The following is a 16,816-nucleotide window of genomic DNA, read 5'->3' as shown; positions in this document are numbered from 1 at the left end:
GCTAGTATTATAGTAGTGTTCAAAGTAAATACGGCTGTCGGTTACTTATGATATAATAAATATAATACTGTATTTTAACAGTTCAAGTGAAAGGAAGTATCTATGGCAATTATTCAATGGTTCCCAGGACATATGTCCAAAGCCCGTAGACAAGTACAAGAAAATTTAAAACATGTTGATTTTGTAACTATATTAGTTGATGCCCGTTTACCTTTATCAAGTCAAAACCCGATGTTAACTAAAATAGTCGGTGATAAACCAAAATTGATGATTTTGAATAAGGCTGATTTAGCAGACCAAAGTCGTACTAAAGAGTGGCGTCAATTCTATGAGAATCAAGGTATTAAAACTCTAGCCATTAACTCAAAAGAGCAATCAACAGTCAAAAAAGTAACTGATGCCGCAAAAAGTCTGATGGCAGATAAAATTCAAAAATTACGCGACCGCGGTATTCAAAAAGAAACCCTAAGGACCATGATTATTGGGATTCCAAATGCTGGTAAGTCTACTTTAATGAATCGTCTTGCCGGTAAAAAAATTGCAGTCGTTGGGAATAAACCAGGTGTCACTAGGGGTCAACAATGGCTTAAAAGTAACAAAGATTTAGAAATTTTAGATACGCCAGGGATTTTGTGGCCTAAATTTGAAGATGAAATGGTCGGTTTAAAATTGGCTCTGACCGGGGCTATCAAAGATCAACTTTTGCCTTTAGATGAGGTTACCATTTTTGGACTTAATTATTTTAAAGAGTATTACCCACATCGCTTGACTGAACGATTTAATGGTATTAATCTTGAGTATGAAGCTCCAGAAATTATTATGACTATGACCAAAAAACTTGGTTTCAAAGATGATTATGACCGTTTTTACAATTTATTTATCAAAGAAGTACGAGACGGAAAATTAGGCGTTTTCACCTTAGATCAAGTGGAGGATACCAATGACAAAGACCATCAAGGAAATTAAAGAAGCGCTTGAGGCCGTTACAGAGCTCTCTGACCCTTTGTTTGAGCTATTGCAGTCTGATAGTCGTTCTGGTGTGAAAAAAGCTGTAGCAGGCAAATTAAAGGCTCTAGAGGCAGAACGTTTGGAAGACCAACGGCTTGAAAATATGCTTCGCTTTGAACGTCAATGTTACCAAATGGGCTATGACTATCCTGCAGGAATTGACGAGGTTGGCCGGGGGCCACTAGCAGGTCCAGTGGTTGCAGCAAGTGTAATCCTTCCGAAAAACTGTAAAATCAAAGGACTCAATGACTCTAAAAAGATCCCAAAATCTAAACATCAGGCTATTTATCATGAGATTTTAGAGAAAGCCTTAGCCATTGGCATTGGTATTATTGATAACCAAACCATTGATCAAGTTAATATCTACGAAGCAACAAAATTTGCTATGTTAACAGCATTGAAAAACATGGAGCAAGTTGGTCCTAAAGCAGATTACTTGCTGATTGATGCCATGAAACTTGATTATGATCTCCCCCAAGAATCTATCATTAAAGGGGATGCTAAATCATTATCCATCGCGGCAGCTTCTGTTGTCGCAAAAGTGACAAGGGACCAAATCATGTCAGATTTTGATCAAACTTATCCGGGCTACGGATTTTCCCAAAATGCTGGCTACGGTACTAAACTTCACTTAGATGGGTTAAGGGAATTGGGAGTAACACCAGTCCATCGTAGGAGCTTTGAACCCATTAAATCTATGCTATAAAAAATTTAATATGAAAAGGAAAATGATGACTGAAAAAGAAAAAATGTTGGCTGGGCAACTTTATGATGCTGGCGACGTTGAATTGAAAGAAATGCGTCAGCGACGTCGTGAGTTGATGGAAGCTTTTAATAATGAGATTGATGGTGATAAGAGAAGTCAGATTCTGAAAAACTGGCTGGGTAAGACTGGTCAAAATATTTATATGGAAGCACGTTTCGTCTGTGATTATGGGTCAAATATTTATGTTGGTGAGAATTTTTATGCCAACTTTAACACAACCATGTTAGATGTTTGTGAGATTAGAATTGGTGATAATGCCATGTTTGGCCCTAATTGCCAACTCCTGACACCTCTACATCCCTTAGATGCTCAAGAACGTATTTCTGGTTTAGAATATGGAGCACCCATTACCATTGGTAATAACGTCTGGTTAGGTGGTGGTGTAACCATTTTGCCTGGTGTGACACTTGGTGATAATATAGTTGTTGGAGCAGGAGCAGTTGTTACTAAATCATTTGGCGATAATATTGTCTTAGGCGGTAACCCGGCTAGAATAATCAAAACGTTAGATTAAATAAAAAACTTTTGTTTTTGTGCAAAAGTTTTTTTATTTTTCGAATTATTCTTATAGAGAGGTATTATTATGAATAATTTTGAATGTTATAAGTTACGAAAAGCTGGACTGAAAAATCATCAAGTTCTCAATATCATCCAGTATTTTAAAGTGAATAAGACGTCAATGAGTCTTAGGAATATGGCTGTTGCTTCTGAGTGTACTGATCCCATTAAGTTTATGGAGTCATACAAACAGTTGAATACAAAAGCTTTGCGAAAAGAATTTACGAAATTTCCTAGTATTTCAATACTAGATAAAAGCTATCCTGATTTGCTCAAACAAATCTATAATCCCCCTGTTTTACTTTTTTATCAAGGGGATATAGAACTACTTGCTTATCCCAAATTAGCTGTTGTCGGATCACGTTCAGCTAGTAAACAAGGTATTGAGGAGACTCACAAAATCATAGAAGAGCTGGGAAACCAGTTAGTTATTGTTAGTGGATTGGCTCGTGGCATTGAGACAGCGGCCCATTTAAGCACCTTAAAACAGGGTGGGCAGACAATTGCCATCATTGGTTCAGGATTTAATCATTTCTATCCTAAAGAAAATCAACGTCTTCAAAAGTTTATTGCCTCAAATCATTTATTGCTTTCTGAATACGGACCAGATGATCCACCACATGCCCACCATTTTCCGGAGCGTAATCGAATCGTTGCAGGACTAGTAAGGGCTATTTTAGTCATCGAGGCTAAAAGTCGTTCAGGCAGTTTAATGACATGTCAAATAGGACTTGAAAATGGTCGGGAAGTCCTTGCTTTACCAGGTAATATTGGTCATGGTTTTTCAGGTGGTTGTAATCAACTTATAAAAGATGGGGCAAAGTGCGTCACCAATGGTTTTGATGTACTTTCAGAGTTGTTTTAGTAAACAAGTTTCTTCTTATATAGAAATTTTTTTATTGACAGTTACCTAAAAATGGGATATTATTCTATAAGCTTTAACCATTAAGTTATAGGAAGTGTGACACATTGGTAACTAAAACCGCAACCAAGGCTAAAACACCTGCAAAAAAAGCCACAAGTAAGAAAAAAACAAGTAGCAAAAAGAACTTGGTCATCGTAGAGTCTCCTGCAAAAGCTAAAACGATTGAAAAATATTTAGGTCGTAACTATAAAGTAGTAGCTTCAGTAGGACATATCAGAGATTTAAAGAAATCATCGATGTCTATTGATTTTGAAAATAATTATCAACCGGAATATATAAACATTCGCGGAAAAGGTCCCCTCATTTCTTCTCTTAAAAAAGAAGCTAAAAACGCTAAAAATGTTTATTTAGCAAGTGACCCGGATCGTGAAGGGGAAGCTATTTCTTGGCATTTATCACATATTCTTGGATTAGATATTGCTGAAAAAAATCGTGTTGTTTTCAACGAAATTACTAAAGATGCCGTTAAGAACGCTTTTGTTGAGCCTAGAGCCATTGATATGGATTTAGTTGATTCTCAACAAGCCAGACGTGTATTAGACCGTATCGTTGGTTATTCTATTTCACCAATTTTATGGAAAAAAGTTAAAAAGGGCTTGTCAGCTGGCCGTGTTCAGTCGGTTGCCTTAAAATTAATTATTGATCGTGAAAATGAAATCAAAGCCTTTATTCCGGAAGAGTATTGGACAATTGATGGTTTATTTAAAAAAGGCAAACAAAAGTTTCAAGCTAGTTTTTACGGTATCAACGGTAAGAAAATGAAATTAGCCACTAATGAAGATGTTCAATTAGTGCTTTCAAAAATTACCAGCAAAGATTTCGAGATTGCTAAAGTTGAGAAAAAGGAAAGACGGCGTAATGCACCTCTTCCTTACACAACTTCATCCATGCAACAAGATGCAGCTAACAAGATTAATTTCCGAACACGTAAAACCATGATGGTTGCTCAGCAACTGTATGAAGGAATCAATCTCGGTAGTAACGGGACCCAAGGTTTAATTACCTATATGCGTACCGATTCGACTCGTATCAGTCCAGTTGCTCAAAATGATGCAGCAAATTTTATTAGTCAAAAATTTGGTAGTCAATATTCTAAACATGGAAATAAGGTTAAAAATGCCAGTGGAGCACAAGATGCCCATGAAGCAATCAGACCTTCAAGTGTTTTCCACACACCTGAATCCATTGCAAAATATTTAAATAAAGATCAATTAAAACTTTACACCTTAATTTGGAATCGTTTTGTAGCCAGTCAAATGACAGCAGCTATTTTTGATACGGTTAAAGTTAATTTAGAACAAAATAGCGTCCAATTTGTTGCTAATGGTAGTCAAATTAAGTTTGATGGTTACATGGCCGTCTATAATGATTCTGACAAAAATAAAATGTTGCCTGAAATGACAGAAGGTGAAGTGGTAACAAAAGAAACGACTAGCCCTGAACAACACTTTACACAGCCTCCAGCAAGGTATTCAGAAGCAACCCTCATTAAAACTTTAGAAGAAAATGGTGTTGGACGTCCATCAACCTATGCACCAACTCTAGAGGTTCTTCAAAGACGTTATTATGTTAAGTTAGCAGCAAAACGATTTGAACCAACTGAATTAGGTGAAATTGTCAATCAATTGATTGTTTCATTCTTTCCAGATATTGTTGACGTGACCTTCACCGCTGATATGGAAGCAAAATTAGACCAAGTTGAAACTGGAGACCGTCAATGGCAAACTGTTATTGATAGTTTCTATCAACCATTTGCTAAAGACTTGGAGAAAGCTGAATCTGAAATTGAAAAAATTCAAATTAAAGATGAACCAGCTGGATTTGATTGTGACCTTTGTGGCCATCCTATGGTTATTAAATTAGGACGTTTTGGTAAATTCTATGCGTGTAGTAATTTTCCGGATTGTCGCAACACTAAGGCCATTACTAAGGAAATTGGCGTAACTTGTCCAACTTGTGGTAAAGGTCAAGTTATTGAACGAAAAACTAAACGAAATCGTGTCTTTTATGGCTGTGATCGTTACCCAGAATGTGAATTTACTTCTTGGGATATTCCAGTTGGACGTGAGTGTCCAAAATCTGGTGATTTCCTGGTTGAGAAGAAAATCCGAGGTGGTGGGAAACAAGTGGTTTGTAGCAATGAAAGTTGCGATTACAAAGAATCAAAAGTTAAATAAAAAAGGAATTTAGGTTATTCTAAATTCCTTTTTAATTTGTTTTTATTGTTGTTAAAAGTTCTTCAATCATAGGGCTAAATGTATAATCATCACGATAGGCGATACCTATTGGATAAAAATCATTTTTATCTTGGAAAGGTATCCAGACTAAACCTTCAATTTGACTTAAGGGTTTGAATTCACTAGCTAGAATAGTGACTGCATTTAAGCTTTTTAAACTGTGAATAATGACTTCCCAATCATCATGTTTAAAAACGATATTTGGTTCAAAACCGATTGCTCTTGCACGACGAGGTAACATTTCACCAAGCATAAAATTTTCTGTTAATGTAGCAAACTTACAGTCTTTCAAATCGATTAAGCGTAGACTTTTTCTGTTAGCCATAGGATGATTCTCTGGTAAAACAATACTAACTTTATAACCTTTAGTTGTCGTCTGTAATGGGTCTATAGTAATATTGTTATAAATACTTGGGAAAGATAGCAGTCCGATATCAATTTCTCCTAAAGATAATAATTCCTGAAGTTTTCGAGAACCATCTTGAATCATTGAAACTTCAACATTAGAATGTTTAGCCATGAAAGTTGCAATTTGCTTCATAAATTGAATAGCAAATAATCCCGTCAAACCAATTCTAATAATTTCTTTTTTCTCTTGTCCTAATTGATGAATTTCATCAACAATTTGATTAAATTCTGATACTAAGTGCTTACCTCGTTCATAGAGTATTACACCAGCTTCAGTAAGTAATAATTGCCGTCCGTTTTGAAAAAATAAGGTCGTGTTTAATTCAGATTCTAGTTTTTTGATTGATTGTGATAGTGTAGGCTGTGTCACAAATAAACTTTTGGCAGCAAGAGAATAATTTTTTGTCTCCGCCACTGTGATAAAGTAGGTTAGTTGTCTAATATCCATGATTTTTCCTTTTTAACTTAAGTATAGCATATTTATCTTTAATTTTTTGGAAGTTAGTATTTTATACGTAAATAGAATTGTAAAAACTTATAGAGGTATAAGTTTTACTAAGTTCAATTATAAGGATAACTATGATACTATTATAATAGTTAGTGAAATCACAAACAAATACATAAGGAGGCATATCAATGTCAGAAAAAATACAGGGACAGTCTGCTAAAGCATTTACGATGAACATCTTAAATGGGATAGCATTAGGAACTGTTATCGTTTTAATTCCAGGTGCAATTCTTGGAGAATTAATGAAAGCTTTATTACCAATGTGGTCTGGATTTGCAACACTTATTGCAGCTACCGGCCTTGCTACAAGTATGATGGGCTTAGTCATTGGGATGTTAGTAGCGGGGAATTTTAAATTTAATCCTATTCAATCTGCATCTTTAGGTTTAGCAGTTATGTTCGCAGGAGGAGCAGCAAACTTTGATAATGGAATGATGATGCTTCAAGGTACAGGTGATATCATCAATATGGGTATCACAGCAGCTTTAGGTGTTTTATTAATTCAATTTTTAAACGATAAAACAAAATCTTTCACTTTGATTATCGTACCAACAGTAACTTTACTTTTAATTGGTGGTATTGGTCGTTTCTTATTACCACATGTTAAGTTAATTACAGCCATGATTGGTCAAGGTATCGCTGGTTTACTTGGTTTACAACCAATTCTTATGTCAATTTTAATCGCTATTATTTTCTGTTTCTTAATTGTTTCACCAATTACAACAGTAGGTATTGCTCTTGCCATTAGTTTAGCTGGCATTGGATCTGGTGCAGCAAACCTTGGTATTTGTGCGGCTAGCTTTGGTCTATGTTTAGCTGGTTGGGCAGTCAATTCAAAAGGAACTTCCCTTGCTCATGTTCTTGGTTCACCAAAAATCTCAATGGCTAATGTTCTTTCAAAACCAATTATTATGTTACCAATGATGTCAACTGCAGCTGTTTTAGGTTTACTTGCAGCAATCTTAAACATTCAAGGTACACCAGCAAGTGCTGGATTTGGTATTAGTGGATTAATCGGACCTATCAATGCTTTAAATTTAGCTAAAGGTGGTTGGTCACTTGGTAATATTATCATTGTTTTACTAGTCTTTGTGGTTGCACCAATTGTTTTAAGTTTCGCTTTCAACTATCTTTTCATTAAGGTGCTTAAAATTATTTCACCTGAAGATTACAAATTAGATATTTAAAAAAGGAAAGACACTATGAAAATTAAATTATATAATGTTCGTGGAGAAGAAGCTGTGCTCGCTGAGCAATGGGCTAAAAATAATCAAATCGAAATTTCACTTAATGAAGGACCTTTAACTGCCGAGTCTGTGAAAGAAGCGTATGGGTTTGATGGTATTGCTAATGCTCAAATAGGGCCACTAGATGATGCTGTTTACCCGCTTTTGAAAGAAATGGGGATCAAACAAATTGCTCAACGTAGTGCCGGAGTTGATATGTACAACTTGGAGTTAGCTAAAGAAAATGGCATCATTATTTCGAATGTTCCAAGCTATTCTCCAGAATCAATAGCTGAATTTACAGTAGCAATTGCTTTAAATTTAATCCGTAAAATTGAATTAATTCGTGCTAATGTTAAAGAACAAAACTTTACATGGAACTTGCCTGTTCGTGGTCGTGTTTTAGGTGATATGACTGTAGCCATTATTGGGACAGGTCGAATTGGACTTTCTGCTGCTAAAATTTTCAAAGGCTTTGGTTGTAAAGTTGTTGGTTTTGATGTTTATAGAAGCGAAAAAGCAGCTGAGGTATTGGAATATAAAGATAGTATTCTAGAAGCTATTAAGGATGCTGACGTGATTTCCTTACATATGCCACCAACAGCTGAAAATATCCATTTCTTCAATGCTGAAATCTTCAAGCAATTCAAAAAAGATGCTATTCTGTTAAACATGGCTCGCGGTGCTTTAATTGAAACAAGAGATTTACTTGATGCTTTAGATCAAGACCTCATAGCTGGTGCTGGTATTGATACTTATGAATTTGAAGGACCATATATTCCTAAAAATTTCCAAGGTCAAGAAATTACAGATAAACTCTTCCTCGACTTAATTAATCATCCTAAAGTAATCTATACTCCTCATGCTGCTTATTACACAGATGAAGCGGTGAAAAACCTTGTAGAAGGTGCTTTAAATGCAACTGTCGACGTAGTTACTACTGGGACAACTGACAATCGCGTAAATTAAAAAATATCAAGTGGTCAATCAGATCACTTGATATTTTTTTACTATATAGGAAAGCAAAGTTTCCATTATAACGGAAAAAGCATATTCTTTCCGTTATAATGGACTTTTTAAATAATGTCTGTTATAATGGACTTTATAAAAGGAGAATATTATGGTCTATTTAGCATTAATTGGTGATCTGATTCAGTCAAAACAATTAGCAAATCGCAATCAGGCTCAAGAACAATTCCATCAGGTTTTGGAAAAAATAAACCAACAATACGAAAACTGTCTGGTTTCCAATCTTTCCCTAACGCTAGGTGATGAATTTCAAGGATTATTTACCCTAGAAGCCCCAATTTTCCAAATTATTGATCAAATTAATCACGAAATGGCTGATTTTTCCATCCGCTTTGGCCTAGGACTAGGTGATATTTTAACAGCAATAAATCCTCAAATCAGTATTGGGGCTGATGGACCTGCCTATTGGAAGGCAAGAGAGGCTATTAATTATATCCACCAAAAAAATGATTACGGGCATACGCAAATCGCCATCCGAACTGGTCAGGAACCAGAAGAAGACATTCTGAACAGTCTCTTATCTGCTGGAGAGGCTATCAAAAGCAGTTGGCGTGCTAGTCAATTAGATGTCTTCCACGCGCTTATAGAGGCGAATTATTTTGATGAACAGTTTGACCAGGGGGAAATTGCTAAGCGACTCAATTTAAGTCCTAGCGCCTTATCTAAACGCCTCAAAAGTAGTAATATTAAAGTCTATCTACGAACACGTCAAAGTGCTCTGCAATTGATCCAAGAAAAAACTGGAAAGGAGACCGCATGACCCTACATGGTTTATCTCCCTATCTGCAAACCCATCCAATACTCACTTTATTATTGATTTCCCATTTTTTGTCAGATTATCATTTGCAAAGTCAGAAAATGGCTGACCTTAAGGAAATGGATAAGACATATTTGATTTACCATATTATTGTTATTACCATTCCTTTAGTCTTGCTTACAATATTGATTCCTTCCATTTGGTTGGCAAGTCTAATAATAGTTATCAGCCATAGTTTCATTGATTTTATGAAGCCAGTTATCAGTCAAAGAGCAAAACTTAGAAAAGAATGGCTATTTATCATCGACCAAGTGTTACATCTGTCTGTAATTGCACTTGTTGCTAGTCAATTCACTCAAATTAATTGTCCAGATTGGCTCAATCCACAATTTTTATTGGTTTTTCTCTTTTTATTAATCATTTCTAAACCATGTAATATTATCTTCAAAATCTTTTTCAGTAAGTACCAACCAGAATTGCAAGGAAGAATGGATACGATTAATGGTGCAGGAGCAACCATTGGGATCTTGGAACGGATAATTATTGGCATATGCATGGTTATGGGCCAATACGCTTCAATTGGCTTAGTTTTTACCGCAAAATCCATAGCTCGATATAATAAAATATCTGAAAATCCAGCCTTTGCTGAGTATTATTTGATTGGATCACTCTTTAGTATCTTAAGTGTTTTCGTAGCATCTTGGATTTGTTTCTTTTGATTAAAACATAACTATAGTTATGTAAACATGAAACCAACACTTTTTGCTTTTAGAAAAAAGTTTGCTATAATATAGCAAGTAAATTTATAGAAAGATTTGTGGAAAGTTACTTTCCAAAGAGGTATTAGTCTATTGTCTCAATCTTATATTAATGTTGTCGGCGCTGGTCTTGCGGGATCAGAAGCTGCTTACCAGATTGCTAAACGTGGCATTCCCGTTAAACTTTACGAGATGCGCGGCGTTAAAGCAACTCCTCAACATAAAACCACGAACTTTGCTGAGTTGGTCTGCTCCAATTCCTTCCGTGGGGATAGCCTAACCAATGCAGTTGGTCTTCTTAAAGAAGAGATGCGTCGACTTGATTCGATTATTATGAGAGCTGGAGAATTGCACCGCGTTCCAGCAGGTGGTGCCATGGCAGTTGACCGCGTTGGTTATGCCGAAGCTGTCACAGCTGAGCTGGAAAATCATCCACTGATCGAGGTCATCCGAGGAGAAATCACAGAGATTCCAAATGATGCTATTACAGTAATTGCGACTGGTCCTTTAACATCAGATGCCCTTGCTGAAAAAATCCACGCCCTAAACGGTGGTGACGGATTTTATTTCTACGATGCCGCAGCACCAATCATTGAAAAATCAACCATTAACATGGAGAAAGTTTATCTTAAATCTCGTTATGATAAAGGGGAAGCTGCTTACCTAAATTGTCCAATGACCAAAGAAGAATTTATGGCATTCCATGAAGCTTTAACAACAGCAGAAGAAGCACCCTTAAATTCCTTTGAAAAAGAAAAATACTTCGAAGGCTGCATGCCAATTGAAGTCATGGCCAAACGTGGAATTAAAACCATGCTTTATGGACCGATGAAACCAGTTGGTTTAGAATATCCAGAAGACTATACTGGACCACGTGATGGCGAATTTAAGACACCATATGCTGTTGTTCAATTGCGACAAGATAACGCAGCAGGAAGCCTATACAATATGGTTGGATTCCAAACACACTTGAAGTGGGGCGAACAAAAACGTGTCTTCCAAATGATTCCTGGACTGGAAAATGCAGAATTCGTCCGCTATGGTGTGATGCACCGTAACTCTTATATGGATTCCCCAAACTTATTGAAACAAACCTTCCAATCACGCGCCAATGAGAATTTATTCTTTGCAGGTCAAATGACAGGGGTTGAAGGTTATGTTGAGTCAGCCGCATCAGGTCTTGTAGCTGGTATCAATGCCGTTAAGAAATTTAAAGGTGAAGCAGAAGTTATCTTCCCAGAAACAACTGCTATTGGTAGTTTACCGCATTATGTCACTCATACTGACAGTAAACATTTCCAACCAATGAATGTTAACTTTGGAATTATCAAAGAATTAGAAGGCCCACGCATCCGCGATAAAAAAGAACGCTATGAAGCCATTGCAGAACGGTCATTGCGCGATTTAGAACCTTACTTAGCCAACTAAGAAAAAAAGTTAGTCGTTTATGAGTTTAAAGTCTACTAGACTCAAAAGGATAAAAGTTTCATCTCTACTTGAAACAAATGATGTATCAAGTAGATTAATATAAGAGAAAGCACCCGCTAGTTAAGTGGGTGCTTTCTTGCTAAACGTATTCTTCTAAAAGGGCTATTTTCGACTAAAAGGTAGTTTGATGTGTTTAAAACTATCAAAAGTATCCGCAATTTTTTGATTGCGTTCAACAACTCGTAAGTTTTCTTGATCTAAGATTTCTTGACTCTTTTCAAGAACATCATAAGTGATATAGTAAAGTTTTACCAGACTACCGACTGGTAATTTCCCAGACCGAGGAGACATAATAACCACTTCATCTAAAGAAGCTTTTAACCACTTTTTATCTGGACGGACAGGAATTGTTGCGACAATAAAACCTTGTTTTTCTAGATGTTGTCTAGCTTCCTCAACAGGAAGATTAATGACATTATCGAGACTTTTTAATTTCTCTTCTCGAGCTTGCTTTTGATCCATGTATTTTTCAACTATGGGACGGCCATTATCTAGGCCTTTACCAATAATTTCTGTTGTATCTGGGATGATAGAGATAATCTTGCCGAAAACACCGAATGATTTCGAAAATTTACTGATTTTAACCATAATACTCTCCTTTAGGGGAATTCTTAAGTCTATTATAGCAGAAGAAGGACTGATTCCCTTTTTGAAAACTTACAAAATTGTAAGATTTCAAGCGTAGCCTGTAAGTTTGCAAGCTTGATAGAAAACTATAATAGTAAGTGTTAATAAGTCTTCAGACATTAATTCCCAAAAAAAGTTATAATGATAAAAGGAGATGCATATGCTATTAGACATTCAACATTTAGAAAAAGTATTTCGGACCCGTTTCTCAAAAGAAGAGACAAGGGCCTTGCAGGACGTTGACTTTAAGGTCGACCAAGGTGAGTTTATCGCCATTATGGGGGAATCTGGATCTGGTAAATCAACCCTATTAAATATTCTTGCAACCTTAGAAAAGCCAACCAGTGGATCGGTCTTGCTTGAAGGTAAAGATATTACAAAAATTAAAGAGAATCAGTTGGCACAGTTTCGTTTGCATCACTTAGGTTTTGTTTTCCAGGAATTTAACCTCTTAGATACTTTATCTATTAGAGATAATATTTTTCTACCGCTAGTCTTAGACCGCAAACCCTATAAAGAAATGAGTCGCCGTTTAGATCAACTTGCTCCTAAGCTTAGGATTGAAGACTTGTTGGACAAACGTCCTTTTGAAATTTCAGGTGGACAGAAGCAACGTGTCGCTATTGCACGTAGCTTAATCACCAATCCTAAGTTGTTATTGGCGGATGAACCTACTGCAGCTCTGGATTACCGTAACTCAGAAGATCTCTTAAACCTCTTTGAAGATATCAATATGGATGGTCAAACTATCTTGATGGTTACCCACTCAGCCAATGCAGCTAGTCATGCAAAACGCGTTCTCTTTATTAAGGATGGTCGTATCTTCCACCAAATGTATCGGGCTGATAAAAGCACTACACAATTCTCAAAGGATATCTCTTTAGCCATGACTGGTTTATTAGGAGGTGAGTGACATGTTTTACCTCAAATTAGCCTGGAATAATCTTAAAAAATCAAAAGAAGTAGTAGCACCGTTTTTACTAGCAAGTTCAGTTCTATTTATGTTAAACGGTATCGTTACGATTATTTTAATGAGTCCTATCTCAAAAGGAATGCAAAATGGCAAAATTCTTTTAGGATTGGCGGCAGTGGTTCTAACTATTTTTGCTACTATCATGGAAATTTATAGTTACAATTTTCTTTTGAAACAAAGGAGCCGTGAATTTGGCTTATACAATATTCTCGGAATGACCAAAAAACAAATTGGATTTATTTCTGTTTTAGAGCTGTGGATCCTCTTTCTTGCAGTTGTCATTATTGGTTCAATTGCTTCCTATATTTTCTCACATCTCTTTTATTTGATTTTTGTCAATTTGGTTCACTATAACAAATTACAATTAGAAATTGCCCCAACTGCTTTTGTTCAAACCAGTCTTATTTTTGCCTTGATTTTTGTCCTACTCATGATTATTGGACTTTTCAAAGTTCGTCAGACATCACCATTAATGCTTTTTAAAGACCAAGAACAGGGGGAAAAAGAACCCAAGGGGAATATTTTACTTGCTAGCATTGCTATTATTGCAATAAGTATTGGTTATTATCTTTCAATAACCTCCACTAAATTAGCTGCCTTAGCTGTTATTTATCGCTTTTTTATCGCTGTTCTCTTTGTAATTATAGGAACTTATCTCTTTTATATTTCGTTTATGACTTGGTACTTAAAACATAAAAAAGCACAAAAAGATTATTTCTATAAACCTGAACATTTTGTTTCGACTTCCCAAATGATTTTCCGGATGAAACAAAATGCCGTCGGTCTAGCGAATATTACTCTATTAGCAGTCATGGCCTTTGTTGCAATAGCGACTACAACAGCTTTATATAACAATACTGAATATCAAACTAATGAGATTTTTCCTAAAAACACCAAAATTCTCCTTGAGGGAAAAAATCAGAAGGAACTTCAGCACTATTTTGAAGCATCTGTTTTAAAACCCTTAGATCGGTCTTCGGAAGAATTTATCACTTATACAAGTGCGATGATAAACTTTCAATTAGAGAATAAAAAATCAGTCTCAATTACAGAAGCAGGGCTAAAAAATCCAAATTATGCTTCCTTATCCTATTCTTACCTTATTACAGCTGCTGACTTCAAAGCACTTGGTAATAAAATCCCCGACCTTGCGACTAATGAAATTCTCTTTTATAAGCAAAAGGGCAACAGTCGTTTGGAAAAACTTGATTTTCTGGGACTATCACTAAAAGTCAAAAAAAATCTTAAAACAGTTTCTCACCCTGAAACAGTTAATACCTACAATCCTTCTGTCATCGTTGTAAAAAATCAAGCTGTTTTCAATGCATTACTCAAACGTTACAATCGCTATCCGAAATATCCTGCAAGTTTATCCTTAATTAGTATGACTGATATGTCCAAACAAGAGGTAGGTCGTTTGCTAGATGAGAAAGGTGTCTTGAGTATCAACGACAAATATGTTGGTCATCTCGAACAGAGAGATCAGTTTAAAAAAGAATTCTATGCCATTTCAGGTGGTTTTCTCTTTACAGGCTTTATTTTAGGGCTAAGTTTTATTCTTGGTGCAGCATTAATAATCTATTATAAACAATATACAGAAGGACACCTTGATAAAAAATCCTACAAAATCTTACAGGAAGTCGGTATGTCTAAGCAACAAGTCAAGAAAACCATTAATTCACAGTTACTTTTGGTTTTCTTTACCCCCATTGCCTTCGCAGTATTGCATTATATAGTTGCTTCGGTCATGTTGAACCAAATGCTATTGCTCTTTGGTGTCACCAATAGTCCTATGATTTACTTGGTAAGTAGTCTAACTATATTGGTTATTATTAGTATTTATTTTTTGATATATCGCTTAACAAGTCGAACTTATTATAAAATCATTGAAAGGTAGCAGAAGTAGCGTATTTTCGCTACTTTTTTGTTAGAATAGAGCTATGAAGAAAACCATGAAAATTTACTTAGTGGAAGATGATCCAACTATCCTCTCTCTTTTAAAATCACATTTAGAAAAAGACTATCAGGTTGCTGCCGTCACCAATTTTAGGGATATCAAAAATGAAATCTTAGATTTTGAACCTGACTTAATCCTTATGGATATTACCTTGCCATTTTTTAATGGTTTTTATTGGACAAGTGAAATTCGAAAACGATCCACTGTTCCTATAATATTTATTTCTAGCTCCAATGATGAGATGGATGCAGTCATGGCTCTTAACATGGGAGGTGATGACTACATTACCAAACCATTCTCTCTGACTATCTTAGACGCTAAAATAGCAGCATTTCTACGGAGAGTAACTCAATTTGCTGCAGATAGTCTAACTTATTTAGAATATCAACTTCATTTTGACTCAAGTTTAAGTAAAGGAGATCAAAAGATATCCTTATCACCAACTGAGCATAAAATTCTTTCTCTCTTATTTAGTAATCAAGGAGCTATTGTTAGTAAAGAAGAGCTTTTAAAATCCTTATGGGATAATGACCAATTTATTGATCAAAATACATTAAATGTTAATATGACTCGCTTGAGAAAGAAATTATTAGATATTGATTTTGATTATATTCACACCGTGAGAGGAGTAGGCTATATCCTAAAATGATCAGATTATTTTTTAAAGAATACCGAATCTGGTACCTTCAGTTTTGCTTGCTCATTCTCATGTACCTACTGGTATTCAGTCTCTATCATCTGCCTTTGACCTATTTCCAAACGGCTAGCCTGATTTCAGTGACACTTATCATTCTTGTAACGATTACTCACTATCTAAGATTTCGACGCAAACTAAAAACATTACAAGAATTTAGTTATGTAAACGAACTAGAACCATTTGATAATCCAAGTGATTTAGAATATAAACGGTTAATTTCTAGGGTAATTGCTGAGCAGAATCAACAATTGGACTCTGAGAAATCTCGGCAAAAAGATCTTGATGCCTTAATTAAGATTTGGTCTCATCAAATGAAAATCCCACTATCAGCAATCTCTTTAATGGTTCAAACAGATAACTTATCAAAAAATGAATTGCAAAACCAATTGCTCTATTTAGAAAATCATTTAAACCAGCTTTTAAGTTATTTAAAATTTAGTCAAAATAAGGATGATTATCGTTTTGAAAAACTTGACATTTCTGGTATTGTAAAAGATATTCTGAAAGAAATGGCGCCGATTTGTTTTAGTAAAGATATCAGCTTTACCATTGATGGAAATTGGACAGTAACAAGTGATAAAAAATGGTTACGTTTTGCATTAATGCAAATTATTGATAATGCCATTAAATACTCCCTTCAAGGTGGTCATATTTCTATTAAACTAGATGATGGTATTGAGATATCAGATAATGGTATTGGAATACTTCCAGAAGACATCCCTCGATTATTTGAAGAAGGTTATACAGGTTTCAATGGCCATGAACACCAGAAAGCCAGTGGTTTAGGGTTATTTATGACTAAAACAATTCTTCATCAATTACAACTGGATATTAAAATAGAGAGTCAAGTTGATCAAGGGACAAAGGTCAGTATTTTGAAAAAAGAAAGGTAAA

General features: G+C 35.4%; 16 protein-coding genes. 14 read left to right on the top strand and 2 right to left on the bottom strand.

Annotated features, from left to right (window positions below; translation table 11 throughout):
- Positions 1 to 102 precede the first annotated feature (102 nt).
- The 5 genes from ylqF (at position 103) to topA (ending at position 5,434) form a co-directional block, all read left to right on the top strand.
- Complete coding sequence (ylqF, locus tag AT575_RS03665; RefSeq protein ID WP_102777201.1) at positions 103 to 966, top strand: ribosome biogenesis GTPase YlqF; 864 nt, start codon at positions 103 to 105, stop codon at positions 964 to 966.
- A complete protein-coding gene (locus tag AT575_RS03660; RefSeq protein WP_102777200.1) occupies positions 941 to 1,714 on the top strand; it encodes a ribonuclease HII in 774 nt (257 codons plus the stop codon). Before ylqF ends, AT575_RS03660 begins: the two co-directional genes overlap by 26 nt.
- 22 nt (positions 1,715 to 1,736) lie before the next feature.
- Positions 1,737 to 2,288 carry a sugar O-acetyltransferase gene (locus tag AT575_RS03655; RefSeq protein WP_174683090.1) on the top strand — a complete coding sequence of 184 codons (552 nt, stop codon included), beginning with the start codon at positions 1,737 to 1,739 and terminating at the stop codon, positions 2,286 to 2,288.
- A gap of 69 nt (positions 2,289 to 2,357) precedes the next feature.
- Positions 2,358 to 3,197, top strand: coding sequence for a DNA-processing protein DprA (gene dprA / locus AT575_RS03650; protein ID WP_102777198.1), 840 nt, complete (start codon positions 2,358 to 2,360; stop codon positions 3,195 to 3,197).
- A 104-nt stretch (positions 3,198 to 3,301) separates the two neighbouring features.
- Positions 3,302 to 5,434: a type I DNA topoisomerase gene (topA, locus tag AT575_RS03645; RefSeq protein ID WP_102777197.1), complete on the top strand. Its 2,133-nt coding sequence runs from the start codon at positions 3,302 to 3,304 to the stop codon at positions 5,432 to 5,434.
- Positions 5,435 to 5,465: 31 nt separating this feature from the next.
- Here topA and AT575_RS03640 read toward each other — a convergent pair whose 3' ends face one another.
- Positions 5,466 to 6,350, bottom strand: coding sequence for a LysR family transcriptional regulator (locus AT575_RS03640; RefSeq protein WP_102777196.1), 885 nt, complete (start codon positions 6,348 to 6,350; stop codon positions 5,466 to 5,468).
- Between the two features lie 188 nt (positions 6,351 to 6,538).
- On the opposite strand from AT575_RS03640, the gene AT575_RS03635 reads away from it, so the two are divergent.
- The 5 genes from AT575_RS03635 to trmFO all read left to right on the top strand — a co-directional run bounded on the left by AT575_RS03635 (position 6,539) and on the right by trmFO (position 11,608).
- Positions 6,539 to 7,597, top strand: a complete 1,059-nt coding sequence (locus AT575_RS03635) for a PTS sugar transporter subunit IIC (protein WP_102777195.1) — start codon at positions 6,539 to 6,541, stop codon at positions 7,595 to 7,597.
- A gap of 15 nt (positions 7,598 to 7,612) precedes the next feature.
- On the top strand, positions 7,613 to 8,605 hold the full coding sequence (locus AT575_RS03630; protein WP_102777194.1) for a D-lactate dehydrogenase: 993 nt from the start codon (positions 7,613 to 7,615) through the stop codon (positions 8,603 to 8,605).
- A gap of 151 nt (positions 8,606 to 8,756) precedes the next feature.
- Positions 8,757 to 9,425 carry a SatD family protein gene (locus AT575_RS03625; RefSeq protein ID WP_102777193.1) on the top strand — a complete coding sequence of 223 codons (669 nt, stop codon included), beginning with the start codon at positions 8,757 to 8,759 and terminating at the stop codon, positions 9,423 to 9,425.
- Positions 9,422 to 10,141 carry a DUF3307 domain-containing protein gene (locus tag AT575_RS03620; RefSeq protein WP_102777192.1) on the top strand — a complete coding sequence of 240 codons (720 nt, stop codon included), beginning with the start codon at positions 9,422 to 9,424 and terminating at the stop codon, positions 10,139 to 10,141. The genes AT575_RS03625 and AT575_RS03620 overlap by 4 nt, the downstream gene beginning before the upstream one ends.
- A 132-nt stretch (positions 10,142 to 10,273) precedes the next feature.
- Positions 10,274 to 11,608 carry a methylenetetrahydrofolate--tRNA-(uracil(54)-C(5))-methyltransferase (FADH(2)-oxidizing) TrmFO gene (trmFO, locus tag AT575_RS03615; RefSeq protein ID WP_102777191.1) on the top strand — a complete coding sequence of 445 codons (1,335 nt, stop codon included), beginning with the start codon at positions 10,274 to 10,276 and terminating at the stop codon, positions 11,606 to 11,608.
- 162 nt (positions 11,609 to 11,770) lie between these two features.
- Here the strand turns inward: trmFO and AT575_RS03610 are convergent, their stop codons facing one another.
- The gene (locus AT575_RS03610; protein ID WP_102777190.1) at positions 11,771 to 12,256 is read right to left on the bottom strand and encodes a PASTA domain-containing protein; all 486 of its coding nucleotides are present in this window, start codon (positions 12,254 to 12,256) and stop codon (positions 11,771 to 11,773) included.
- Between the two features lie 199 nt (positions 12,257 to 12,455).
- Between AT575_RS03610 and AT575_RS03605 the strand changes: the two genes are divergently transcribed.
- From AT575_RS03605 to AT575_RS03590, 4 genes are read left to right on the top strand one after another with little or no spacing between them, the layout of a single operon-like run.
- Entirely contained in the window at positions 12,456 to 13,208 is a 753-nt protein-coding gene (locus AT575_RS03605; RefSeq protein WP_102777189.1) for an ABC transporter ATP-binding protein, read from the top strand.
- A gap of 1 nt (position 13,209) precedes the next feature.
- On the top strand, positions 13,210 to 15,165 hold the full coding sequence (locus AT575_RS03600) for an FtsX-like permease family protein (protein ID WP_102777188.1): 1,956 nt from the start codon (positions 13,210 to 13,212) through the stop codon (positions 15,163 to 15,165).
- A 43-nt stretch (positions 15,166 to 15,208) separates the two neighbouring features.
- Positions 15,209 to 15,874: a response regulator transcription factor gene (locus AT575_RS03595; RefSeq protein WP_102777187.1), complete on the top strand. Its 666-nt coding sequence runs from the start codon at positions 15,209 to 15,211 to the stop codon at positions 15,872 to 15,874.
- Positions 15,871 to 16,815, top strand: coding sequence for a sensor histidine kinase (locus AT575_RS03590; protein WP_102777186.1), 945 nt, complete (start codon positions 15,871 to 15,873; stop codon positions 16,813 to 16,815). Before AT575_RS03595 ends, AT575_RS03590 begins: the two co-directional genes overlap by 4 nt.
- Position 16,816 lies beyond the last annotated feature (1 nt).

Origin of the sequence: Streptococcus penaeicida (assembly GCF_002887775.1) — a bacterium.
GTDB lineage: Bacteria > Bacillota > Bacilli > Lactobacillales > Streptococcaceae > Streptococcus > Streptococcus penaeicida.
This window is presented reverse-complemented; position numbering and strand designations above follow the sequence as displayed.